24 protein-coding genes are annotated in these 22,177 nt (G+C 62.2%); 12 read left to right on the top strand and 12 right to left on the bottom strand.

What is annotated here, in order from left to right:
- Nucleotides 1-7: 7 nt before the first annotated feature.
- Nucleotides 8-2,749, bottom strand: coding sequence for a cation-translocating P-type ATPase (locus ACWF6P_RS24970; RefSeq protein WP_452622891.1), 2,742 nt, complete (start codon nucleotides 2,747-2,749; stop codon nucleotides 8-10).
- 27 nt (nucleotides 2,750-2,776) lie between these two features.
- The gene (gene ppk2 / locus ACWF6P_RS24965; protein WP_452622890.1) at nucleotides 2,777-3,625 is read right to left on the bottom strand and encodes a polyphosphate kinase 2; all 849 of its coding nucleotides are present in this window, start codon (nucleotides 3,623-3,625) and stop codon (nucleotides 2,777-2,779) included.
- 172 nt (nucleotides 3,626-3,797) lie between these two features.
- Here ppk2 and ACWF6P_RS24960 point away from each other — a divergent pair, with 172 nt between their 5' ends.
- Nucleotides 3,798-4,049, top strand: coding sequence for a three-helix bundle dimerization domain-containing protein (locus ACWF6P_RS24960; protein WP_452622889.1), 252 nt, complete (start codon nucleotides 3,798-3,800; stop codon nucleotides 4,047-4,049).
- Nucleotides 4,050-4,179: 130 nt separating this feature from the next.
- Nucleotides 4,180-4,557: an SHOCT domain-containing protein gene (locus ACWF6P_RS24955; protein ID WP_452622888.1), complete on the top strand. Its 378-nt coding sequence runs from the start codon at nucleotides 4,180-4,182 to the stop codon at nucleotides 4,555-4,557.
- On the opposite strand, the gene ACWF6P_RS24950 is transcribed toward ACWF6P_RS24955, so the two are convergent.
- Both ACWF6P_RS24950 and ACWF6P_RS24945 read right to left on the bottom strand, forming a co-directional pair.
- The gene (locus ACWF6P_RS24950; RefSeq protein ID WP_452622887.1) at nucleotides 4,535-5,932 is read right to left on the bottom strand and encodes a hypothetical protein; all 1,398 of its coding nucleotides are present in this window, start codon (nucleotides 5,930-5,932) and stop codon (nucleotides 4,535-4,537) included. The genes ACWF6P_RS24955 and ACWF6P_RS24950 overlap by 23 nt on opposite strands.
- A 78-nt stretch (nucleotides 5,933-6,010) precedes the next feature.
- The gene (locus tag ACWF6P_RS24945; RefSeq protein WP_378449497.1) at nucleotides 6,011-6,409 is read right to left on the bottom strand and encodes a DUF7144 family membrane protein; all 399 of its coding nucleotides are present in this window, start codon (nucleotides 6,407-6,409) and stop codon (nucleotides 6,011-6,013) included.
- A 162-nt stretch (nucleotides 6,410-6,571) separates the two neighbouring features.
- Between ACWF6P_RS24945 and ACWF6P_RS24940 the strand changes: the two genes are divergently transcribed.
- A complete protein-coding gene (locus ACWF6P_RS24940; RefSeq protein WP_378545775.1) occupies nucleotides 6,572-7,165 on the top strand; it encodes a GNAT family N-acetyltransferase in 594 nt (197 codons plus the stop codon).
- A 17-nt stretch (nucleotides 7,166-7,182) separates the two neighbouring features.
- Here the strand turns inward: ACWF6P_RS24940 and ACWF6P_RS24935 are convergent, their stop codons facing one another.
- The 4 genes from ACWF6P_RS24935 to ACWF6P_RS24920 all read right to left on the bottom strand — a co-directional run bounded on the left by ACWF6P_RS24935 (nucleotide 7,183) and on the right by ACWF6P_RS24920 (nucleotide 9,967).
- The gene (locus tag ACWF6P_RS24935; RefSeq protein WP_452622886.1) at nucleotides 7,183-8,259 is read right to left on the bottom strand and encodes an ABC transporter substrate-binding protein; all 1,077 of its coding nucleotides are present in this window, start codon (nucleotides 8,257-8,259) and stop codon (nucleotides 7,183-7,185) included.
- 142 nt (nucleotides 8,260-8,401) lie between these two features.
- Nucleotides 8,402-9,238: an AraC family transcriptional regulator gene (locus ACWF6P_RS24930; protein WP_452622885.1), complete on the bottom strand. Its 837-nt coding sequence runs from the start codon at nucleotides 9,236-9,238 to the stop codon at nucleotides 8,402-8,404.
- Nucleotides 9,239-9,293: 55 nt separating this feature from the next.
- Nucleotides 9,294-9,620, bottom strand: a complete 327-nt coding sequence (locus tag ACWF6P_RS24925; protein ID WP_452622884.1) for a DMT family transporter — start codon at nucleotides 9,618-9,620, stop codon at nucleotides 9,294-9,296.
- Nucleotides 9,617-9,967: a DMT family transporter gene (locus ACWF6P_RS24920; RefSeq protein WP_452622883.1), complete on the bottom strand. Its 351-nt coding sequence runs from the start codon at nucleotides 9,965-9,967 to the stop codon at nucleotides 9,617-9,619. The genes ACWF6P_RS24925 and ACWF6P_RS24920 overlap by 4 nt, the downstream gene beginning before the upstream one ends.
- Before the next feature lie 70 nt (nucleotides 9,968-10,037).
- Between ACWF6P_RS24920 and ACWF6P_RS24915 the strand changes: the two genes are divergently transcribed.
- From ACWF6P_RS24915 to ACWF6P_RS24895, 5 genes are all read left to right on the top strand, one after another.
- Nucleotides 10,038-10,775: a transglutaminase domain-containing protein gene (locus ACWF6P_RS24915; RefSeq protein WP_378630950.1), complete on the top strand. Its 738-nt coding sequence runs from the start codon at nucleotides 10,038-10,040 to the stop codon at nucleotides 10,773-10,775.
- A 29-nt stretch (nucleotides 10,776-10,804) separates the two neighbouring features.
- Nucleotides 10,805-11,662, top strand: coding sequence for a type I methionyl aminopeptidase (map, locus tag ACWF6P_RS24910; protein WP_378533654.1), 858 nt, complete (start codon nucleotides 10,805-10,807; stop codon nucleotides 11,660-11,662).
- Between the two features lie 8 nt (nucleotides 11,663-11,670).
- Complete coding sequence (locus tag ACWF6P_RS24905) at nucleotides 11,671-13,182, top strand: cobyric acid synthase (RefSeq protein ID WP_452622882.1); 1,512 nt, start codon at nucleotides 11,671-11,673, stop codon at nucleotides 13,180-13,182.
- Between the two features lie 96 nt (nucleotides 13,183-13,278).
- Nucleotides 13,279-13,848 (top strand): RNA polymerase sigma factor, encoded by a 570-nt coding sequence (locus ACWF6P_RS24900; protein ID WP_452622881.1) that lies wholly within the window; start codon nucleotides 13,279-13,281, stop codon nucleotides 13,846-13,848.
- Nucleotides 13,849-13,924: 76 nt separating this feature from the next.
- Nucleotides 13,925-14,758, top strand: coding sequence for an ANTAR domain-containing protein (locus ACWF6P_RS24895; protein WP_452622880.1), 834 nt, complete (start codon nucleotides 13,925-13,927; stop codon nucleotides 14,756-14,758).
- On the opposite strand, the gene ACWF6P_RS24890 is transcribed toward ACWF6P_RS24895, so the two are convergent.
- Both ACWF6P_RS24890 and ACWF6P_RS24885 read right to left on the bottom strand, forming a co-directional pair.
- The gene (locus ACWF6P_RS24890) at nucleotides 14,755-15,180 is read right to left on the bottom strand and encodes a DUF6069 family protein (RefSeq protein ID WP_452622879.1); all 426 of its coding nucleotides are present in this window, start codon (nucleotides 15,178-15,180) and stop codon (nucleotides 14,755-14,757) included. The two genes, ACWF6P_RS24895 and ACWF6P_RS24890, sit on opposite strands and share 4 nt — an antisense overlap.
- 84 nt (nucleotides 15,181-15,264) lie before the next feature.
- Nucleotides 15,265-16,134, bottom strand: coding sequence for a PhzF family phenazine biosynthesis protein (locus ACWF6P_RS24885; protein WP_452622878.1), 870 nt, complete (start codon nucleotides 16,132-16,134; stop codon nucleotides 15,265-15,267).
- A 121-nt stretch (nucleotides 16,135-16,255) separates the two neighbouring features.
- On the opposite strand from ACWF6P_RS24885, the gene ACWF6P_RS24880 reads away from it, so the two are divergent.
- Nucleotides 16,256-16,717, top strand: coding sequence for a PPOX class F420-dependent oxidoreductase (locus tag ACWF6P_RS24880; RefSeq protein WP_452622877.1), 462 nt, complete (start codon nucleotides 16,256-16,258; stop codon nucleotides 16,715-16,717).
- Nucleotides 16,718-16,909: 192 nt separating this feature from the next.
- Nucleotides 16,910-17,455: an alpha/beta fold hydrolase gene (locus ACWF6P_RS24875; protein ID WP_003942671.1), complete on the top strand. Its 546-nt coding sequence runs from the start codon at nucleotides 16,910-16,912 to the stop codon at nucleotides 17,453-17,455.
- 80 nt (nucleotides 17,456-17,535) lie between these two features.
- Here ACWF6P_RS24875 and mtr read toward each other — a convergent pair whose 3' ends face one another.
- Both mtr and ACWF6P_RS24865 read right to left on the bottom strand, forming a co-directional pair.
- On the bottom strand, nucleotides 17,536-18,912 hold the full coding sequence (mtr, locus tag ACWF6P_RS24870; RefSeq protein WP_452622876.1) for a mycothione reductase: 1,377 nt from the start codon (nucleotides 18,910-18,912) through the stop codon (nucleotides 17,536-17,538).
- A complete protein-coding gene (locus ACWF6P_RS24865) occupies nucleotides 18,909-19,958 on the bottom strand; it encodes an alpha/beta hydrolase (RefSeq protein WP_378533644.1) in 1,050 nt (349 codons plus the stop codon). The genes mtr and ACWF6P_RS24865 overlap by 4 nt, the downstream gene beginning before the upstream one ends.
- Nucleotides 19,959-20,104: 146 nt before the next feature.
- Between ACWF6P_RS24865 and mqo the strand changes: the two genes are divergently transcribed.
- Entirely contained in the window at nucleotides 20,105-21,643 is a 1,539-nt protein-coding gene (mqo, locus tag ACWF6P_RS24860; protein ID WP_452622875.1) for a malate dehydrogenase (quinone), read from the top strand.
- A gap of 11 nt (nucleotides 21,644-21,654) precedes the next feature.
- The gene (locus ACWF6P_RS24855) at nucleotides 21,655-22,131 is read left to right on the top strand and encodes a GNAT family N-acetyltransferase (RefSeq protein WP_003942808.1); all 477 of its coding nucleotides are present in this window, start codon (nucleotides 21,655-21,657) and stop codon (nucleotides 22,129-22,131) included.
- Nucleotides 22,132-22,177 lie beyond the last annotated feature (46 nt).

The raw sequence follows: 22,177 nt of genomic DNA, 5'->3' as shown, positions 1-22,177 counted from the left end.
CCCTCCCTCAGCGGAGTACACGCGCGCGTTCGGGGGCAACCGCAGCGGCCGCGGGCATCGGGACAGTCCTCTGTGCCAGGCGGCGGCGTCGGATCGCCTTCTCCAACTCGACGACAACCGGGATGACGAGCGACCATCCGAGGCAGGCGAGCCATTGGGCGCCGGTCAGTGAGGTGGTCATGAGGAGGTCCTGGAGGACACCCGCCTCAACGGCAAACACGGTGACGACCGTGGGAATCGTCAAGATTTTGACAGCACCGAGAACCGGCGGAACGAGACCCGACTCGGGATCGCGCCGCATGGTCAACCCCGCGAATATGGAACCGAGAGAAAGGACGACGAATGCGGTGGTCATGGGGACGTTCGCTTCGGTAGTGCTCATTTCACCCGGTGCGAGAAGCATCGCCGCGAGGGTCACGGCAAATTGCAGGACGCCGTACGCGAGCCACTGCGCGACCGCGCTTCGATGTGCGATCGGCATCTTGGGATCACGTGGCGGCTTGTTCATCAGATCCGGAGGCGGCGGGTCGAGCATGATCACGGCGACGGGGAACAGAGCAATGAAGAAGTGCTGGAACAGCACCATCAGCGGCGTCAGCGCGACACCCTCGTTGATGTTGAAGATGCTGGCAGCGAGGAAGAGGAGGACCAACGAGAAGAGCTTCGACATCTGATAGCGGATGTACGAGACGATCTTCCCGTAGATGTTGCGGCCCAAAGTGATCGCAGTGATGAGTGTTCCGAAGTTGTCGTCGGTGAGCACCATCTTGCCCGCCTGTTTGGTCACTTCGCTGCCAGAGCCCATGGCGACGCCGATGTCTGCCTTCTTCAACGCGGCGGCATCGTTGACGGCATCGCCGGTCATCGCGACGACGGCGCCACTGCGCTGCATGACATCGACCAATCGAAGTTTGTCCTGCGGGGTGACTCGGCCGAACACGTGCAGGTTCGGCAATGCGGTCGACAGTTCGTCGTCGGTCATTGCTTGCACATCGCTTCCGCTCACGGAACCCGGGCCGAGCCCGAGTTCGGCACCGATTGCGGCGGCGGTGACGGCATGGTCGCCGGTGATCATGCGGACCTCGATGCCGGCGCGGTGCGCGGTGCGCACCGAATCGACTGCCTCCGGCCGCAGCGGGTCGATGATGCCTGCCATGCCGACAAACGTCAGGTCCTCGACAAAGGACATGGGGTCCGCCACGACGGCTTCTTCCCGTCCGTCGAGTCGTCTGACAGCGAAAGCCAGCACCCGAAGACCCTTCTCGGACATGGACTGATTTGCTGCCGTCAGCTCGTCACGGACTTCGTCGATCGGTACCGGTCGACGGCCGGGGAGGAAGGCCGAACCACACCGAGCGAGGACGACGTCAGGCCCGCCTTTGACCAGTTCGACGAACTGACTTTCGCCGTCGACTTCGAGATGGTGGTACGTCGCCATGAACTTGTACGCGGAATCGAACGGAACCGTTGCGACTCGCGGATAAGTCCGTCTGGTGAGTGGGGCGTCCGCACCGATCTTCGCCGCGAGCACCACAAGTGCGGCCTCGGTCGGGTCGCCGACAACCTCTCCGGAATCGGAAACCGTTGCATCGCTGTCGAGGCACAACCCGTAGGCGAGGAGCGTGAAGTCGGGTGGTGCCTCGCCGGCAACCTGCGTGATCCTTCCGGTCTTGGCGTAACCTTCGCCGTCGACCGTGTACCACCGGCCGTGGACGTACAGCGATCGCACGGTCATCTGGTTCATGGTCAACGTGCCGGTCTTGTCCGAGTTGATCGCACTGGTCGCGCCGAGTGTCTCGACATCGGTCAGGTTCTTCACGACTGCCTTGGCGTCTGCCAGTTGACGGGCACCGTACGCCAGCATCGCCTGAACGAAAGTTGGTAAGCCGGTCGGTATTGCAGAGACCCCCATTGCGATACCGAGCAGCAGAAGCGTTGTCAGATCCTGCCCGCGAATCAGTCCGATGACGACGATGACGATCACCGCCGTCCACGCGATGATCCCCAGAAGTTTTGTGAGAGAGTCCAATTCTCGTTGCAGCGGCGACTTTCCCGGGGCGACCGCCGACAACATCGACGCTATCTGGCCGATCTGCGTCTGCATCCCGGTCTCGGTGACCACCATGGTTGCCGTGCCGCGAGTGACCGAGGTGTTCTGGAACACCAGATTGCTCCGGTCTCCGAGAGGAATATCCTGATTGCTCAGCGTTTTCGGGTCCTTCGGGATCGGTGCGCTTTCACCGGTCAGTGCGGCTTCTTGCGTCTCCAGGGTGGTCGAGGCGAGCAACCGTCCATCGGCGGCGATGATGTCTCCCGCCTCGACTTGGACGACGTCACCCGGCACCAGTTCGGTAGCGTCGAGCTCAATCAGGTTCGCGTCACGAATGACCCGCGCTCGAGGTGTCTGCATCTTGGCGAGCGCGTCGACGCTGGCCCGCGCCTTCAACTCCTGTCGAGTTCCGAGGACGATGTTGAGCACGACGAGCACGGCCACCACGATTGCTGTCGGTACTTCACCGATGGCGATGCTGACCGCAGCAACGGCGACCAGCATCAAGTTCATCGGATCTTTCAGTTGTAACAGCGCGATCGACCACGTCGACGGAGGTGGTGTCGACGTGATTTCGTTCGACCCGTATCGTCGTCGGCGCTGGTCGGCATCAGCCGATTGCAGCCCGCGCTCCTGGTCCGACTGCAGTGCGGACACGACTGACTCGCCGCTCTGCGCATGCCACGGCGTGGGGCTCATGACCGCACGTCCTTTCCTTGGCGATCGTCAATACCGGGTCGGAATCCAGTGCAGCGGTTGTTTGGGCGTCTGGTAGCCGTGGGCCTTCTGCCGCTTCGGCAACGTGATGTCCGTCGATTGCAACGGTTCGTAAGGGATCTGACTCAGAATGTGGCTGATGATGTTGAGTCGCCCGCGTTTCTTGTCGTCGTTGTTCGCGACATACCAAGGTGCCCAGCCGGTGTCGGTGAAGCGAAACATCTCGTCGCGGGCACGCGAGTAGTCGTACCAATGACTGAACGACTTCAGATCCAGATCTGACAGCTTCCAGATCTTTCGAGGGTCGTCGATTCGGCTTTGCAAACGCAGAAGCTGCTGCTCTTCGCTGACCTCGAGCCAGTACTTGAGCAGAATGACGCCGGATTCCACGATCGCGCGCTCGACGGTCGGAATGAGCTGGAGAAACTGATGTGACTGTTCTTCGGTGCAAAAGCCCATCACCCGTTCGACACCGGCACGGTTGTACCAACTTCGGTCGAAGATGACGATCTCACCAGCCGCCGGAAGATGCGGGACGTAACGCTGGACGTACATCTGCGAGTGTTCGCGTTCGGTCGGGGCGGGCAGCGCAACGACCCGGAATACTCGCGGACTCACTCGCTCGGTGATGGCCTTGATGACACCGCCCTTCCCCGCGGTATCTCGCCCCTCGAATACGACGCAGACCTTGGCGCCAGACGATTTGACCCACTCCTGCAAAGCCACGAGTTCGCCGTGGAGAGGCTTGAGTTCGCGGCGGTACGCCTTGTTCTTCATCGGCTTTTCTGCGACGGGTGCCGCGTCGTCGTGAAGAATCGACGCCGTGTCGTCGCGGCGAGTCCGAGCGTTCTTTCCCACTTCGACTCCCTGCCATCGTGAGCGCATCGTGAGCGTGCGGGGATCGTCCGCTCGTATGTGTATGCCCCGTATTCGGTCAACCTATTCTCCCCGTGATCGAGACCCGAATCGTGTTGTTTTCGAACCTGTTTCGAGTCTTGACGTGCTCGTCTGGACGGACGACCATTAATGGATGACTGGCGACGAAGAGTTGCTCCACGTCGAGCGGGTGATCACTCGCCTGATTTCCCGCTATCCCGCCGTTTCGCCAGCGGAGATGGAAGCCAGAGTGCGCAAAATTCACGAGCGCTTTGTCGGCTGTCGGATCCGTGACTTCGTACCTCTCCTCGTCGAAAAGGCGGCCACACAAGAGATCTTGAATCGGAGAATCGTGATTCCGATACTGGATGAGCGGTCGGCGAGCCTCAACTCACTCGAGCTGTAGCCGGAACGGACGTCGTCGGCGCATACTGAAATGACCTTGGACCAGGGAGTTCTGGCCGCATGCGGATTTCAGGCGCGGAACGTCAGTCTCCCGACTCCTTATATGGAAACCGAGTACAGGGAGCGTTGACATGGAAGGCTTCTGGGAATTCTTCTGGTTCATCTTCGTTTGCTTTGCGTTTGTGGCCTACTTGAGTGTGCTGTTCTCGATCATCACCGACTTGTTCCGTGATCAAGAGACTTCGGGCTGGGCCAAAGCTTTATGGATGATATTCCTCTTCGTCATTCCATTCTTGTCCGCAATGATCTACGTGGTCGTCAAGAATGACGGAATGACTCGGCGGTCGATGGAGGCCGCCCAACAGCACATACACGCGCAAAGTGACTACATCCGAACCGTCGCCGGCAAATCTCCGACTCAGCAGATCGCCGACGCCAGAGAGCTTCTCGACTCCGGCGCGATCAACGAACAGGAATTCCAGGCCGTCAAGGCAAAGGCGCTGGCGTAGTTTTCTCGTTTTCCTGTGCGGCAGCGCGGGCAGGACGAACCAGCACTTCCAGTGCGACGAGTGCGACCAAGGCAATCACGACGATCCAGCCCACGACCAATCCGGTGGGGTAGCGCCAGAAAAGCAGCAACAGTGCGGCGATGCCGATGATTGTGCAGCGCAGCGGAACACGAAGCTGATTGGCCCATCGCTCGACCTGATTCGGCCTACGGCCGCTTGCAGAATGGCGGACGAAGTCCAACGCCTGCCCGTAGCCTCGACGAACCGCGATCGCCGACGACGACCCACCGACGAGGTAGGCGCCGAGTCCCACCACCACGCCGAGGACCGCAACCGCGCGCAGGCTCGTCCGCAGCGGCACCAGAACAGTGTCGATGACCGCTGTGGCGGCGTCGGGCGAGAGAATGTCGGTGGGGACACTGTCGAGGTAGATTGCACGCCCGATCAGAATTCCGATCGCGAGAACAAGCATTCCCAAGGCGATCGACAGGCCGACCAGGGACAGTGCACGGAGCCTTCGACCGCTAGGGGCAACGGCGACTGCGGCTGCGGCGCAGGCGATTCCCAGCCATGGCAACACCGACGACACTTTGTCGAGTGCCGAGACAGCTCGCTGGGCCTTCACCAGTTCGGGGGACTGGAAGAGGACAAATTCCTTGTCCACGGAGGGGATTTTGTCTGCAAAAGCGAAGCCGCGGTCGGTCAAGGCCGTTTTCACCCGGTCGATGATCGTGCTCAGTGAAATGCTGACGGTTCCGCTCTGGTCGACCTCGACGGAGTCGGGGCCGTAGTTTCCGGTCATCACTGCGACGAGAGAGTTGTGCGCCGCTCGGTTGGCTTGAATCCACAGGTCTTCGAACTGCTGCGTCTGTACGAGTGAGCCCACTGTGTCGTGGACGAAACTCTTCGCCTGGCCGGCGATCACCGGTGCCAAACCCACCAGCGCCTGGTCCACTCGAGGCGCGTTGGCTGCGAGATTCGAAACGTCCGTCAATGCGGTGAGTGCCTCGGTGGTGAGCCCCTCGACGTCGACGCGATCGAATATCTCGTCCGTGACTTGATTCGTGATCTCCGCTTGCACGGCTGGATTCTCACCCAGCGGCGCTACCGTGCTGACGTAGCGGTCCGTGTCGAGGATCTGACTTCGAACGAAGCGGGTGGTTACCGACAAGACTGCGAGTAGTGCTACCAGCACCAGCAGGATAGTCACCGCGGTCCACCGCAGCCCGTGTCGAGGTGGTCGGGAGACTTTCTCGACGGTCGTTTCGCGGGCGCTGGGAGTCTGCTCGCGAAGTGTTGTTACTTCTTCGCGTAACCGGGCTAGTTCGGCACGTTCGTCCTCGTGGAGTGGGCCGTCGCTCGTGCCGTTTGCCATCGTGTTCCTCTCCGGAGGGAAACTGCTGCCGCACAGATGAAAACGTTGAAGTCGAGGGGTGGAACCGAAGGTGTGGCCTCAGATCACGTCGGGATTCCATGTCGCGACAGCCCAGATGACGAACACGTCGAGCGCGATGATGGTGATCGACCACCACGGCGAGTGGGGTAGCCACAGGAAATTCGCGAGGATCGACAGCGAACAGAAGATTATCGCGCCTACCCGTGCCCACGTCGCGCCGGTGAAGAGCATGATTCCGACAGCGGTGACGAGCACGCCGAGTGCGAGGTGAATCCATCCCCAGGAGGTGAGGTCGAATTGGTACGCGTATTCAGGGCCGACGACAATAACGTCGTCCTCGGATATCGCCGAGATGCCTTGGAGAATTTCGAGCACACCGACAGTGACGAGGAGAACCGCTCCGCCCAGGGCGCTTCCTTTTGCTACACCCTGCTTGACCAGTGAATCCTCGGACATGACCGCCCCTAGATTTCAAGTGCGAAATTGCCTGGCATAACTCCGTATTCCGACCTTTTACGGTGGTGAAGTAGCCCGTCGGAGGGCAAATCAAACATTGAGCGCTGCACGGCATTGCGATATTCATTCGCCTGCGAATTCGAAAGAACCTACCGTGTCGGCATGGATATGGCGGACGTAGGTGAGGCGACGACGACTGCACCGGAAATGATTCGGACGGATCGGTTGGTGCTTCGTACCTACCGTCCAGGCGATCACCGGGATCTCCTCACCTTCTACGGGCGCAGCGACGTATGCCGGTATTTGCTGAACGATCCCTGGGATCTCGCGGAGGCTCGAGAGGCTGTGCAGAGCAGGATCTCTCGTCGTGACCTTGCTGCCGGAGCGGTAGCACTTGTCGTTGAAAGTGACGGCATGGTTGTCGGAAGTGTGAGTGCCTGGCTAGTCGAGGAATCGGGTTGCACAGCCGAAACCGCGCACACGGCTGAAGTCGGGTGGGCATTCTCGCCCGACTTCGGCGGCCGAGGATTCGCGACGGAAGCTGTGACCGCTCTGATCGACCTGGTGTTCGCAACACCCCGATTACGCCGTGTGGTTGCGCAGATGGATGCGAGAAACGAATCCTCGGCACGACTCGCGCGGCGAATCGGGATGCGGCGAGAGGCGCATTTTCGGCAGAACGCGTGGATCAAGAACGAGTGGACCGACACTGTGGTTTTTGCAACGCTGCGCAGTGAGTGGCCTTCAAATCTCTGATCAGGAGGGTCGAGCTGCTACTTCGCAACCAGTTCGGTCAACTGAGGCACGAGCTGGTCGGTTGCCCACGGGACGCTCAGAACACTGACGTACATGGTCGCGGCCGTCAGGCGATTGTCGGTGATCCACAAGTCTTTTCCGTTGGCGATGACCGGCCACCGTGCAAACAGAGTGTTGGCCAACGTGCTGTCGACCTCCGACTGATCGCTTGCCCAGCCGAGATAAACGTCGGTGTTGATCGTGTCGAGCTTCTCCATGCTGATGCCGAACAAGAACGAGTCGCCGGCGAAGTTCTTGGCGCCGTTCACTACGTCGGGAGCGACTGTGAGCCCGAGGTTTTCGACAAACTTGACGCGTGGATCGTCCGGGCCGTAGATGGCGGTTTCGGTTTCTCCTTCGCGGATATAGGACCCGAAGGCAAAGGTGACTCCGTTGAATTCGGGATGGCTCGCCTTCGACTCCTGAACCGTTTCCTCAACCGACTTGATCAGCGCTGCGGTCTGAGCGGGACGGCCGAGGGCCTTGCCGACATCGGTGGCGAGGTTTTGCCACGAGCTCGGCTGATACGGCTTGGTGTCGTAGGGAAGGGTAGGTGCGATCGAGCTCAGCCGCTGGTAATCCTGCTCGGAGAAGCCCGAGTACGGGGCAAGAATCAGATCGGGCGCGGCATTGAGAATCTGCTCGAACAGAAGCTCACCGCTGTCGGAGTAGTACGGCGCGGGGGTGGGCAGCGTCTGGCCTGACTTTTCGAGTTCGGCCCGCGTCCACGGCAGGAACCCGTCGGCGTCGCCGGCCCACGAGTCCTTCTGCATCGCGATCGGGGTGACGCCGAGGGCGATGACGGTGTCTGCCGCCGCGGAATCGAGGGTGAGGATCCGTGTCGGTTCCTTGTCGATGGTGGTGCCGCCGAATGCGTGCTCGATCGTGACGGGATATGCGCCGTCCTCGACAGCGGATGCCGACGAACTATTTTCCTGGGCGTCCGATGACGACTGCGTGCAGCCGGTCAGAGGCAGTGCGGCCGCCACCATCAGCGCAACGACAATTCGCCTCTTCCGTTGCGGACGAATTCTCTGACGGGCAGATCTGAACACGCGAAACTCCTCGGGATTGATCGGGGAAGTGCTTGCACGACTCAGCGCGGTACGCACATGAGAGCAGGCTTACCTAAGTGAATGTAGGGCGCGTGCGTGTAGCGAAGGGGCCAGCCGATGTCGACAACAGGTCAGGCTCGAGTCAGTTGACAGCGGCGAGCGCATTGCCGGGGGTGTAGCCGACCGTCTTGCGAAAAGCGGCGATGAAGGAACTCGACGTCCCGTAACCGACACGGCGGCTGACGGCGTTCACACTCATTCCGGTCCCGAGCATGCCGAGGGCTGTGCTCATGCGAACCAGAGTGCGCCACTGCGCAAAACTCAGGGCGAGTTCTGCGGCAAAAATCCGGGTGACCGTGCGTCGGCTGAGGCTGAGAACGTGCGCCCACTGATCGAGTGATCGATCGTCGGCGGGGTCCGACAGCACCTTGTCGACGAGTATCCGTAGCCGCGGATCGCGGGGGATCGGCACGTCGAAATGCGGAGCCGATGCGGGAGTGAGGAGATCGACGCAGACCTGCTGCGCCCGAAGGCGTTGTTCGGCAGGCATTCCGGTGTGCGCGAGGTGGATGAGCAGTACCCGGGCCGCTTCACTCAACGTCACGATGCACGGTTCGTTCCAGGCGGGAGTCCACAACTCGGGCGTGAAGAGGGTGGCACGGAATGCGACGTGGGGATTGGCCTGACCTTCGTGGAGGACTCCGCGAGGGATCCACAGGCCGACGCCGGGCGTGACGGTCCAGAGTTGATTGTCGATGATCATGTTGACGACGCCCCGATCGGACCAGATCAGTTCGTGCTCGGCATGAGCGTGCTGTGGCCACCGGGTGATGTGGTCGGTCTCGACGATGTACGTCGTCAGTTGAAATGGCGCCGGGACGGCACGCGCCATCGGAGTGTGGCGGTCGGTTTCCCGCACGTGGGGACCGTCGTCCAGGTGTGGACCGTCGTCGATTTCACGAAGGGCAGGGATCAGCACCGCGGACTACCTCCAGAGCAAAGTTAGGTAAACCTTACACTGAAATGTGCTGGGCTCAGTGACCCGCTCCGAGTTCGATGAGAAGCACGCCTGCGGCGATGAGACAGATCCCTACGATCATCAGTTTGGTCAGCGGTTCGCGAAAGAGAATGCGGGATGCGATTGCGGTCAGCGCCACCCCGCACGCGGTCCAGATGCCGTACGCCACGCCGATCGTCAGGCCCGCGTCGAGTGCGAGTGTGAGGAAGGCAAAAGCGGCGAGATACCCCACGGCGACAACTGCAAACCAACGCTTGTCGCTGCCGTCCTGCGACGCCATCCTCAGTGAGAGTGTTGCGGTGACCTCGGAAATAATCGCAGCGATCAGAAACACGAAGGTCATGCCGGATCCGCCGGTCCGCTGTCGGCTGCTGCCTGAGAGCCGAGTTCGACGCACAGCACTCCGCCGATGACCAATGTAATCCCAACGCCCATGGTGGCCGTCAGAGGATCCCCGAAAAGGGCAGTCGCGAACACCGCGGTCAGGACGACTCCGGTTGCGCCCCAGATTCCGTATGCAACACCGAGTCCCATGCCCTCTCGCAGGACGAACGACAAAGCGGTGAACGCCGCCAGATATCCGGCGACGACCACGACGTACCAGGCGGGGTGATCGAGGGCCGCGCGCAACGACAGGGTCGCAGACACCTCGGTCAGGATCGCGGTGATCAACAGCAGCCATTTCTTCACGGGTCGGATTCTGTCAGGCTCGACGGATTCCGGTCGCGCACTGGTTCCGGTCGCACACTACGGTCGAGCCATGACGTGCGTGCTGCTCGGCGGGATCCGCGACGGTGACATCCGCCACGACGCGTCGGGTGGCGATGTAGCCGCGACGCCGATTCTCGACTGGGGCAACGACGACGTGGCCCGCCTCTACGACGACATTGCGGGAGGTGCAATTCAGTCCGCGCAGGAGTTCTTGGTGTCGGCGCATCGCAGCGTCGGCGCAAGGATTCGGGCGGTCTACGGGCTCGACGACCGGCAACCCGTGTCGGTGACATTGAGTCGACGACGCGGATCGTGCAGTCAGAGACTTGCCGTCGTCGAAGCGTTGGCTCGCCGCCGCGGTATCGCCACCCGAGTGCGCGGTCTCGTACTCCGTGGGGAGTTCTGGTATCCACGATTTCGGCATCTACATGCGGTGATTCCGAAATCAGTGCTGCTGGCCTGGCCGGAATTCCTGGTCGACGAACGCTGGCGGGATATCTCCGAGATCGTTTCACTCCCGGCCCTTCCAGAAGTCTCTGCGGTCTCATCTGTCGAACCGTTCACGAACGCCGGCGAGGAAACTCTGTTCGACGCGATCGGACGTGCTCCGATCAGTTGGGGTAAGTCGGTTTCATGTGATTGCTTGGACTTCTCCGAATTCGTCGACCGTGATCTGGGCACCTTCGAATCCCGTGACGAACTCTTCGAGAAATTCGGACAGACGATGTCGACCCCCGTCAGGGTCCTGCTCGATCCTGCTTTCCGGAACTGGAGTGCATCCGGCTGACGTGCGACGCGAGGTCTAGGCTGTTCTGCATGTCTGTGCGCACCCCATTGGTCCCTGGAACCGTCTCTCCCGTCCTCGCAGTGCCCTCGAAGATCGAGCGGCCCGAGTACGCGTGGAAGCCGACCGCCAAAGAGGGCAACGAGCCCTGGGTTCAGACGCCGGAGACTATCGAGGCGATGCGCATCGCCAGCAAGATCGCCGCAGGCGCACTCCAGGAAGCCGGCAAGGCGGTGGCTCCCGGTACCACGACCGACGAGCTCGACCGCATCGCACACGAGTTCATGCTCGACCACGGCGCCTACCCGTCGACGTTGGGCTACAAGAGCTTTCCCAAGTCGTGCTGCACGTCCCTCAACGAGGTGATCTGCCACGGAATCCCGGACTCGACCGTGATCCAGGATGGCGACATCGTCAACATCGACGTCACCGCGTACATCAACGGGGTACACGGGGACACCAACGCGACGTTCCTTGCCGGTGATGTGTCCGAGGAGAACCGCTTGCTCGTCGAGCGCACACACGAGGCAACGATGCGAGCCATCAAAGCCGTCAAGCCCGGCCGCGCGCTCAACGTGATCGGACGCGTCATCGAGTCGTACGCCCACCGCTTCGGGTACGGCGTCGTCCGGGATTTCACCGGGCACGGAATCGGTGAGACCTTCCACAACGGTCTCGTGATCCTGCACTACGACGAGCCCGCGGTCGAGACCATCATCGAACCGGGCATGGTCTTCACGATCGAACCGATGATCAACCTCGGTGGTATCGACTACGAGATCTGGGAGGACGGCTGGACCGTCGTCACCAAGGATCGCAAGTGGACGGCACAGTTCGAGCACACCCTGGTGGTCACCGAGAGCGGTGCAGAGATTCTCACCCTGCCTTGAGTTCGGAGATGCATGGCGCTCTGCTGGTAGCGGGCACAACGTCCGATGCCGGCAAGAGCGTTCTGGTGGCCGGATTGTGTCGCATGTTGGCGCGTCGAGGCGTCCGAGTCGCGCCCTTCAAAGCACAGAACATGTCGAACAATTCCGTCGTCACGCTCGACGGCGGAGAGATCGGCCGTGCGCAGGCCCTTCAGGCACGGGCGTGCGGGCTCGAACCGAGTGTTCGATTCAATCCGGTGCTGCTCAAGCCGGGCAGTGACCGGACGTCGCAGCTTGTCGTTCGGGGCAAGGCGACCACCACGGTGGGTGCTCGCGACTACATGCAGCATCGCCAGTGGCTTCGAGGAGTCGTGGCCGAGGATCTCGAATCGCTTCGATCCGAGTTCGACGTCGTGATCTGTGAAGGCGCCGGTTCACCGGCCGAAATCAACCTACGCGCAACGGATCTTGCCAACATGGGGTTGGCAGAGGCCGCACGGATTCCGGTCGTCGTCGTCGGTGACATCGATCGCGGCGGCGTTCTGGCCCATCTTTTCGGCACCGTAGCGGTGCTCTCGCCGAGCGATCAGTCGTTGATCGCCGGGTTCGTGATCAACAAATTCCGCGGCGACGTTGCCCTGTTGGAACCCGGCCTCGAACAACTGCACAGCCTCACCGGTCGGCCGACGCTCGGCGTGATTCCCTTTGCCGACGACCTCTGGCTCGATGCCGAAGACTCGTTGGGGGTGACCGGGAATGCTCCCGTCGGCCGACCGCGTCCGCCTCTGGGGGATCGGTGGTTGAGCGTCGCCGCGATCAGGCTGCCGAGGATCTCCAATTCGACGGACGTCGAGGCACTGGCATGTGAACCGGGCGTTGCGGTTTCGTGGATCACCGACGCGGCACGTATTCGCGACGCGGACCTCGTGGTGATTCCGGGGAGCAAGTCCACTGTCAGCGATCTCGAGTGGTTGCGCAGTACCGGTCTGGCCGACGAGATCATCGCTCGCGCAGGTCGCGGGCAGGCAGTGCTGGGAGTCTGCGGTGGCTATCAGATGCTGGGCAAGTCCATCGTAGACGACGTCGAATCGGGGTCGGGTACCACGGCGGGACTCGGACTGCTGGATCTCGAGATCGAGTTCGCACCCGACAAGGTGCTGACGCAGGTGACCGGCACGGCAGACGGTATCTCGGTGTCCGGGTACGAGATTCATCACGGCCGGGTAGTCCGCAACGGCGACCGTCCACTGTTGGAGGGTTCCGAAGGCACACCGGAAGGTAGCGTGCGAGGGTCTGTTCGAGGAACCCACTGGCACGGACTCCTCGAAAGTGACGACTATCGGCGCAGTCTGCTGCGGGAGATCGCGGTTACCGGTTTTGTTGTTGCACCCGACACCTCGGTTGCCGCCGTGCGCGAGCAACAACTCGACCTGCTTGCCGACCTGGTGGAACAGCATCTCGACCAGGATCTGCTCGAGAAACTGATCAACGGCGGGGCGCCGCGTGGGCTCCCCGTCATTGCCTCCGCACTCGACGGCTGAGAGCGCTCCCGCAGGCTTCGATGTGGACGTCTGCTTGGACGCGGTAGAATAGCCAGGCCTCACTCCCGCGACGGCTCCCTAGTAGGAGTGTGCGCGGTGGCAGATCAATTCGACGGCTTGCTGGCCGACTTCAGTGACGAGGTGCTGGTCGAGTCGGCAATGCTCGGCGATCACGCAGCCTTCGATGTCATCGTTCGCCGATACGGCCCGCACTTGTATCGATTTGCCCGTCGACTGCTCGCGAGCGAGAGTGACGTCGACGACATCGTCCAGGAAACGTGCGTTGCCGCGTGGCGCCAACTTCCGGGGTTTCAGCGGCGCTCGAGCATCAAGACGTGGTTGTTCGCGATCTGTTCTCGCAAGATCGCGGATTTCTATCGAAAAGTCGGCTCCTGCGCCGCCGACGTGGACGAACTCCGCGAAGAAGCCGATCCCCGATTACGCGATCCGAGCGAAGAAGTATGCGGCACAGCATTTCTCGACGCCTTGGAATCCGAACTCGATCGCCTGCCCCTGCACCAGCGCGCCGCCTGGGTCCTGCGGGAAGTGGAGGGTATGACGTATCCGCAGATCGCGACAGTTCTGGAACTGAGCCCGGACGCGGTTCGCGGCCAACACACTCGGGCGAAAAGAAATCTCGGCGCCGCACTCCACCGATGGCGATGACAGCTCGCCGGTTTGCCGGGTTTTGTCGCCGAACTCACTCTCCTTCCTGCCCTCGAAACTGGAAGAATGCTTCGTCGTGGATACCGCTTTCGACCCCAGAGGCTTCGACCCGCGAACCGAGGATTCGGTCCCGTCGGTGATGCCGGACGATGCGACGGCAGCCGGCGCTGACGTCGCCGTCGAGGCTGCGGAAACTCGACTGACTGCAAGCGCGGTCCGAGAGTTGCTGGTAGCGCTCGGGGGAAGTATCGGCGACGAGGACGAACTCGTGATCCTGCTCCAGCGCGCCGTCGAAATCGCGAACGACGCCATCGACGGGGCCGACAGCATCGGGGTCACGATCGATCTGGCGGGACAGACCTACACCGCCGTTCACACAGATTCGCGGACTCTACGCGTCGACATCGAGCAGTACGACGCCGGCGACGGACCGTGTCTGCACGCAGCCCGAACCGGTGAAACCGTTGTCGTCGACGCCGAGAGAAGTGCGGAACGCTGGCCACGGTTCGCGGCGGCGGCGAAAGACGAAGGAATCAAGTCATTTCTCGCGGCGCCGCTCTTCACACCGGATCAACGGCTCGGTTCGTTCAACCTGTACGGACGCGCTCCAGCGGCCTTCGACAGCGTCGACGCGGACGTCATGGAGATCCTCACGACAACAGTCTCACGCGCGATCGGCGACTTCTCTCGCTTCAAATCTGCCAGGGCGGTGGCTGATGCCCTGCAACGCGCGCTCGAGACCCGGGCGCCGATAGAACAGGCCAAAGGCATGCTGATGGCCATCCATCGGATCGACGCCGACACCGCATTTCACATGCTGCGCAAGCAGTCTCAGACCACGAACACCAGGTTGCGCGACGTGGCAGCCGAAATCGTCGAGACGTATTCCGCGCCGCCAACCGCGGTCTAGTTCGACGGAGACCGACGTACAGCCTCGAGCGCGACGACGACGCCCGCGGCGACAACCACGTGCATCAGAGCGAGCATGACCGTGCTGGCGGCGTCGAAGTCCGCAGCGATCGTCAGAGCGATGGTGCCGAGCGCAAACACTGCACCCACGACCTGAGCCACGCGGATGATCGGCTCCCACTTCAGTGAGATCAACATTGCGAGCGACAAACCGACCAGCAACGGCACTACCGTCAGTGTGATGACCCCGCCGGGCGCGACGCTCGCCACCTTTCCCTGATCTGTCATCTCGAACGATCCGCCCAATGCCAGGCCGACCAACCACAGGATCAGGTTGACGACGAGGGCAATGACGGTGGCGCCGAGTACGGCACGCGGCTTGGTGAGGTGGAGGTTGTGTGCGGTTGACGCGATTGCAGACATGATGTTCTCCCGGTTCGATGCCATGGTCTTGTGACGGTGTGGTGATGTAGACCTGCGGACCCGGAGAAACTCATCGCCGGGCAGCTACCGCGGATCGGTGATGGGCACGGAGGTGCCCGTGACCGCGATACCGCCGTCGACCGGGATCTCGACCGCGAGAACGCTGGGTCGCCCGACGTGTCGGCCCTGGTGGATGGTGATCCGGCGAGGAGTGGCCGCGGGTTCGAGTTTGCGCAGGTAACCGCCGGTCGACGCCGCTGCAGACCCGGTCGCGGGATCCTCGACGATGTTTCCGACCGGAAACAGATTTCGAGCTTCGAAGGTGTTGTCGTCGAGGGGATGCAGGATCGTCACCGTGCCCGCCCACCCCTGCGCGTCCATCAGAGTTCGCATTGCGGATGGATCGAAGGTGAACTCGTCGAACGTCCCCTGATCCCGAAGGACAACGATCGGGTGCGTGTTGCCGGCGTACGAGAGCATGGCGGGATACCGCTGGTCCAGTGCAGACGAATCGACGCCGATGAGCCCGAGCAGTGCTGTGAGCACAGCATGATCGATCGGCGTGACCGATGGTTCGACGCTGGTGAAGGTCGCGGTGGATCGCCCGTCTTCGTCGGTCGCCGTGTCGATGGATACCGGTCCGATCGGTGTTTCGAAAACGAAGGTTCCGCTGCCGTCGCGCTCGGTGAGTGCTACGGCTGTCGCGATGGTGGCATGACCGCAGAACGGTACTTCGGCGATGGGGGAGAAGTAGCGGATCCTGCTGTGGCGCGGGTTGTCTCCGAGTTCCGGTTCGGTGAGAAACGCCGTCTCTGCATACCCGATTTCGGCTGCAACAGATTGTAATTCGGAGTCGTCGAGCCCACGGGCGTCGAGCAGCACGCCGGCCGGATTGCCGCCGGCCGGTTCCGAACTGAACGCAGTCAACCGGAGAATATCGCGAGAATTTGCCATGTCGACCATCTTCGTCCGCCGCAGTCGATCGGGGGAAGAGCAGTCGCGCGATTGCGGTCCGCAATCTTCGAACTGGACTGCCTCCGGAACAAACCGGCCGCACGGCGTCGTTGGTGCAGTCATGAGCAATGACACAGGCACTGACGACGCGTTGTTCGCACTTGTGGCCGAGGGAAAGCAAGGCGTGCTGGCGACCGTCAAACGTGACGGCCGTCCGCAGCTTTCCAACATCATCTATCGATGGGACGCCGAGTCGAAGACGGCTTCGGTGTCCATCACCGCAGATCGTGCCAAGAGCCGTAATGCTCTGCGCGATCCGCGGGTTTCCCTACACGTCAGCGCGCCCGACTTCTGGAGCTACGCGGTGATCGAAGGCCTTGCCGTCGTGACACCCGTAGCGGCCGATCCCCACGACGAAGTGTCGGACGCACTGGTCGAGCTCTACCGGGACATCAGCGGTCAGGAGCATCCCGACTGGGAGGAGTACCGCGAAGCGATGGTGGCAGAGCGTCGACAGATCCTCACGGTGCGCGCTGATCACGTCTACGGAATGACGCGGCTCCCGAAGCCGTCCGGCACCTAGCCTGCCCCACCCCCACTTCGAGCGAACGGTACGTCTGTCGCCTCAGATGCGCCGAAAGCCACTTTCGCTCAGGGGGGAGGCGATGCAGAGCGAACAAATCGGACTCGCAGGCGGTGGCGAGAATGTATGAGTGGTCATACTTCTGTCGACTCCAGGGTCCTCCACAGTGTGGATCGCGTACCGTTTCCAGACATGGAATTGACTCGAGTAGCGGTGGGCAGTGGTTCGTGCACCGTTCGGATCGACGGGCCGGTCAGCAAGCATGCGGTACTCCTGCTCCCCGGCAAGGGCGACCCCGTCGACTTGTACGACGATGTGTGTGAGCGACTGCATCATTCGGATCTGCGGACCGTCGCGGTGGAATCGATCGAGAATCTCGACGAGACATCAGCAGTGGTACTTCTGGATGAGTTGAACATCGCCTGGGTGAACCTGGTCGGTCACCGGGAGGGGGCTGATCTCGCCTGGCTGTTGGCGGCACGGCAGTTCGGCCGCTTCGCGAGTCTGATCGCGGTGGACCGCGGACATCCCTCGGCAAGCGATATTGCCGGCGTTCCACCGGTCGAGGTTCCGACCACGGTCGTCGTGGGCAGTGGAGGTCGGGCCATTGCCGACGCCAGCGGTCGTTTCGTGTACTCCGATTTCCGCGTGACGGAACTTCCGGGTGTCGACGACGTCGTGAAGTCTGCGCCGGCCGAACTCGCAACCGAGATCGTGCTGCGTACCAGCCCCTGGTGAAACACTGACATACGAAAAAGGCGGGCACTCCCATTGTGCGGAGTGCCCGCCTTTTCGTATGTCGTACGGGGTGCGGGGGCTCAGATGTCGAGGCCGAGCAGCGCGTTCTCGACTACTTCGGCCAGGGCCGGGTGGATCCAGTACTGGCCGCGCGCCATGTCCTGCGCCGACAACCCGAAGCTCATCGCCTGGATGAGCGGCTGGATCACCGTCGGAGCCTGCGTACCCATGACGTGGGCACCGAGAATGCGTCCGGTGCCGCGCTCGGCGATCACCTTGCAGACACCCTCCTGATCCTCCATCGCCCAGCCGTACGCGACGTCTCCGTATGCCTGCACCTTGACGGTGATGTCGAGTCCGGCGTCGCGGGCCTGCTTCTCCGTCATTCCGACATCGGCGATCTGCGGGTCGGTGAACACTGCGGCGGGTACGAAGCGGTGATCAGTGCTGCGAAGCCCGGACGTGTCCTTCCACGCATCCTGAAGCAGGTTGTGCTGAACAACGCGCGCTTCGTGGTTGGCGACGTGCTTGAGTTGGTACGGCGACGAGACGTCGCCGAGTGCGAAGACGCCCTCTGCGGTTGTGCGTTGGTATTCGTCGACGACGATCGACCCCTTGTCGTCGAGTTCGACGCCGGCCTTGTCGAGATCGAGCAGATCGCCGTTGGGCCGGCGACCCACCGCGACTAGGAGGACGTCACCGGAAACGACTGTGCCGTTTGCCAGTTCGACGGCGACGTTGTCGCCGTCACCGCGCACTGACGTGAGGGGGGAGCCCAGATGAACGTCCCACTTCTTTTCGGCCAACTCGGTGAAACGCTCGGAAATCTCGTCGTCGAGGTGCCGCAGCAGTCGCTGGCTGCGACCGATGATCGACACGCGAGAACCCAACGCGGAGAACACGTGTGCGAATTCGGTGGCGATGAATCCGGAGCCGACGATGACCAGGTGCTCGGGAAGTTCGGGCAGTCGCATGATGTCTTCGTTGGTGTAGTACTTCACCCCACTCGACGCGATCTCGTCCGGGATGATCGGACGTGACCCGGCCGCGATGACCACCTGATCGGCGGTGATCGTCTCGCCGGTTCCGGTGTCGATCGTCTTCTCGCCGGTGAACGTCGCGTGGCCGCGGTAGACGGTGGTGTTGGGGCTGTCTTCGCTGCGATACCGCTCGCCACCTGCGGAAATGGGATCGATGCGGCCGAAGACGCGCTTGACGATGTCGGACCAACGGACGCCGTCGAGCGTGGCGTCGACGCCGTACTTCTCGGCAGTGGTGATGGTGCGTGCCACCTCGGCGGCGTAGACGAACATCTTGGTCGGGATGCACCCGACATTGAGGCACGTGCCGCCGAACGTGCCCTCTTCGAGGATTGCGATCTTCTTGCCGTCGAACCGTTCGTCGGGCAGCGAGTTCCCGGATCCGCTGCCGATGATTGCAAGGTCGTAGTGCGTCACTGCGCGATCTCCTGTGTGTTGCTTGCGGTGCTTGCCGAACTTTCTACCGCCTGCGTGAGGTGGCCGTCGAGCCACTCCAGCCACAGGTCGAGTTCGGAAAAGGCTGTGGCCAAGGGCTTCTCGGTGGACAGGAACACGTCGTGACGGGCGCCGTCGATCGGGACGATGCTGGTGCGATCGCCGAGGCAACCGGCCCAACGTGCGATCTGCTTGACGTCGAGCACGGAATCCGCCAGGTCGACGCTCGGGTTGTACGCCTTGGCGAACTGCGACTTCTTCGAGCGCAGAATCAGCGCAGGCACCCCGATGTCGAGGCCGCGGTGCAGTTTTGCGTGACCCGCTCGGACGGCCCGCATCCAGCCGAAGGTGACGGGGCAGCCGGCCAGCGGCTTCCAGTCGAGGTTGTAATCCCAGACTCCGTTGGCCGAAACGTGAAGACTGGAACCGTAAGTCGGTAGCCCGGTGCCGGGGATCACGGTCTTTGCCGAGACCCGACCGAGGGCGTCGATCGCGGTGGTACCGACGTTGCGAACCATCGAAGGTCCCTGAAGGTCGAACCACGGGCTGTTGAGGACGAGACCGCAGATTCCGGCGCCGGCGCTGCCACCGGGCTTGCGCTGCAAGCGGTTCAGCCACAGCGGAACGATCAGACCACCAGTGGAGTGCGCCATCAGCAGCACCTCGCTGCCGTCGGTCTCGTTGCCGACGATGCGCAGCGCCTCGTTCAGCTCGGCGTCGTAGAGCGCGAGGTCGGAGACGTAGTGCGCTGTGTGTCCCGGCTTGAGGGACCGGCCGCACTTACGCAGGTCGAGTGCAAAGAAGGCGTAGCCCTGCTCGGCAAAGTGCTCGGCAAGGTGCTTCTGGAAGAAGTAATCGGTGAAACCGTGCACGTACAAAACGGCACGGCGTGTCTTCACCGCCTCCTTCTGCGGTTGGTAGCGGACCAGTGTCGCGTCCACCTCGCCTTCGCCGTCCGGATCCGTTCCGAGCGGGATCGTCAGCTGCTGATATCCGTCACCGAGGACGTCTGGAACCCAAGTAGTCACAAATCACAATCTAATCGTCGTTTCGAGTGCGCGTTGTAGAGCACAATTGGGGGTGGTGAACCGCGCGTGTACGCACGGGTAACCTGTTCGGCGTAACACAGCAGGCGGATGCGCGCACGGCTAATGACAAGGAAGTCGATTCTCCAGTGTCGAATCAGAACGCGGTAGAGACGAAGACGGATGTAGTGCTCGTGGGCGCAGGCATCATGAGCGCCACGCTGGGCGCATTGCTGCGCCAGCTGCAGCCCGATTGGTCGATCTCGACCTTCGAGCGGCTCGATGCCGTCGCAGCCGAGAGCAGCGACCCCTGGAACAACGCAGGAACCGGTCACTCCGCCCTGTGTGAGCTCAATTACACACCCGAGAACTCGGACGGCACGGTCGACATCAAGAAGGCCGTCAACGTCAACGAGCAGTTCCAGGTGTCCCGCCAGTTCTGGGCGCACGCGGTCGAGCAGGGCGTCCTGACTCAGCCCAAGGAATTCATCAACCCCATCGCTCACGTGAGCTTCGTTCACGGTGAGGCCAACGCCAAGTACCTGCGTGCTCGCTACGACGCACTTGCCGGCCACACGCTGTTCCGCGGTATGGAGTACATCGACGATCCGGCCGAGTTCAGCAAGCGTTTGCCGCTCATGGCCAAGGGACGCGACTTCTCCGAGCCCTTCGCACTGAACTGGAGCCAGGACGGCACCGACGTCGATTTCGGAGCGCTCACCAAGCAGCTCATCGGCTACATCGGTAAGACCGGCGGCAAGATGTACTTCGGTCACGAGGTCACCAACCTGACCCAGAACTCGGACAAGTCGTGGACCGTCAAGGTCACCAACCGTCGTACCGGTGAAAAGCGCACCGTTCGCTCGCGCTTCGTGTTCGTCGGCGCTGGTGGTGGCGCCCTGCACCTGCTGCAGAAGTCGGGCATCAAGGAAGCCAAGGGCTTCGGCGGCTTCCCGGTCAGCGGTGCCTTCTTGCGATGCACCAACCCCGAACTCATCGACCAGCACAGCGCCAAGGTTTACGGCAAGGCCGCCGTCGGCGCCCCGCCCATGTCGGTGCCCCACCTCGACACCCGTGTCATCGGCAACAAGCCGGGTCTGCTGTTCGGTCCCTACGCAGGCTGGTCGCCGAAGTTCCTCAAGGAGGGTCGCGTCACGGACTTGCCCGGCTCGGTCAAGCCCAACAACATCCTCTCGATGCTCGGCGTCGGCGTCAGCGAGCTCGGCCTGGTCAAGTACCTGGTGAGCGAACTCGCCAAGAACGAGGCCGGTCGTATCTGGGATCTGCGTGAATTCGCGCCCAAGGCGCAGGCGCAGGACTGGGAACTGATCACCGCAGGCCAGCGTGTCCAGGTGATCCGCCGGGCCAAGGGCAAGGGCGGCGTCCTCGAATTCGGTACCGCTGTGGTCGCCGCTGAGGACGGTTCCATCGCCGGTCTGCTCGGTGCTTCGCCCGGTGCTTCCACGGCCGTCCCGGCGATGCTGGACGTACTCGAGCGCTGCTTCCCGACCGAGTTCCAGGGCTGGAAGGGCAGGCTTCGCGAGATGGTTCCGTCCATCGGCGTCAAGCTCACCGACAACGAGGGCCTGTTCAACCAGGTGTGGGATTGGTCCTCGAAGGTCCTCGAGCTCGATTCCGCCGGTGCTTCCGGATCGGCTCCGGTCGCGGATACCGCCGCGACTGTGTGATAGTCCAACCCATGACGGCAACAGCAGCTTTGAAGCGTTCATGGGCACTCGATCTCGACAACAAGACGTTCTACGAGTTGTTGAAGCTTCGAGTGGAGGTCTTTGTCGTCGAGCAGGCTTGCCCGTATCCAGAGTTGGACGGGCGGGACCTGCTGACGGAGACGCGTCACTTCTGGCTCGAGCAGGACGGCCAGGTGGTGTGCACACTCCGTCTGCTCGAAGAGCATGACGACGGCAACAAGAGCTTCCGAATCGGACGTCTGTGCACGTCGCGTCAGGCGCGCGGTCAGGGCCACACGACCCGCCTCCTGCAGGCCGCACTGGCCGAGGTCGGCGAAGCGCCGTGCCGGATCAATGCGCAGACCTACTTGGTCGAGATGTACGCCAAGCACGGATTCAAGGCTGACGGCGAAGAGTTCATCGAAGACGGCATCCCGCACACCCCGATGCGTCGTGGTGGGGGAGAGCCCTTCGTGGCTGTCAGCTAGTTTGTTCGAGATTTGACCCTGGTCGGCTCATGGGAAAGTGAGCCGA

Source organism: Rhodococcus sp. NPDC055024 (genome assembly GCF_053608585.1).
This window is presented reverse-complemented; position numbering and strand designations above follow the sequence as displayed.

Bases quoted from the DNA above. Each gene is read 5' to 3' on its own strand.
- ACWF6P_RS24950 (WP_452622887.1), bottom strand. From the start codon at position 5,932: ATGGCAAACGGCACGAGCGACGGCCCACTCCACGAGGACGAACGTGCC.
- ACWF6P_RS24905 (WP_452622882.1), top strand. From the start codon at position 11,671: ATGCATGGCGCTCTGCTGGTAGCGGGCACAACGTCCGATGCCGGCAAG.
- ACWF6P_RS24855 (WP_003942808.1), top strand. From the start codon at position 21,655: ATGACGGCAACAGCAGCTTTGAAGCGTTCATGGGCACTCGATCTCGAC.
- ACWF6P_RS24890 (WP_452622879.1), bottom strand. From the start codon at position 15,180: ATGTCTGCAATCGCGTCAACCGCACACAACCTCCACCTCACCAAGCCG.
- ACWF6P_RS24925 (WP_452622884.1), bottom strand. From the start codon at position 9,620: ATGACCTTCGTGTTTCTGATCGCTGCGATTATTTCCGAGGTCACCGCA.
- ACWF6P_RS24880 (WP_452622877.1), top strand. From the start codon at position 16,256: ATGAGCAATGACACAGGCACTGACGACGCGTTGTTCGCACTTGTGGCC.
- ACWF6P_RS24960 (WP_452622889.1), top strand. From the start codon at position 3,798: ATGACTGGCGACGAAGAGTTGCTCCACGTCGAGCGGGTGATCACTCGC.
- map (WP_378533654.1), top strand. From the start codon at position 10,805: ATGTCTGTGCGCACCCCATTGGTCCCTGGAACCGTCTCTCCCGTCCTC.
- ACWF6P_RS24940 (WP_378545775.1), top strand. From the start codon at position 6,572: ATGGATATGGCGGACGTAGGTGAGGCGACGACGACTGCACCGGAAATG.
- ACWF6P_RS24915 (WP_378630950.1), top strand. From the start codon at position 10,038: ATGACGTGCGTGCTGCTCGGCGGGATCCGCGACGGTGACATCCGCCAC.
- ACWF6P_RS24945 (WP_378449497.1), bottom strand. From the start codon at position 6,409: ATGTCCGAGGATTCACTGGTCAAGCAGGGTGTAGCAAAAGGAAGCGCC.
- ACWF6P_RS24970 (WP_452622891.1), bottom strand. From the start codon at position 2,749: ATGAGCCCCACGCCGTGGCATGCGCAGAGCGGCGAGTCAGTCGTGTCC.
- ACWF6P_RS24885 (WP_452622878.1), bottom strand. From the start codon at position 16,134: ATGGCAAATTCTCGCGATATTCTCCGGTTGACTGCGTTCAGTTCGGAA.
- ACWF6P_RS24955 (WP_452622888.1), top strand. From the start codon at position 4,180: ATGGAAGGCTTCTGGGAATTCTTCTGGTTCATCTTCGTTTGCTTTGCG.
- ACWF6P_RS24875 (WP_003942671.1), top strand. From the start codon at position 16,910: ATGGAATTGACTCGAGTAGCGGTGGGCAGTGGTTCGTGCACCGTTCGG.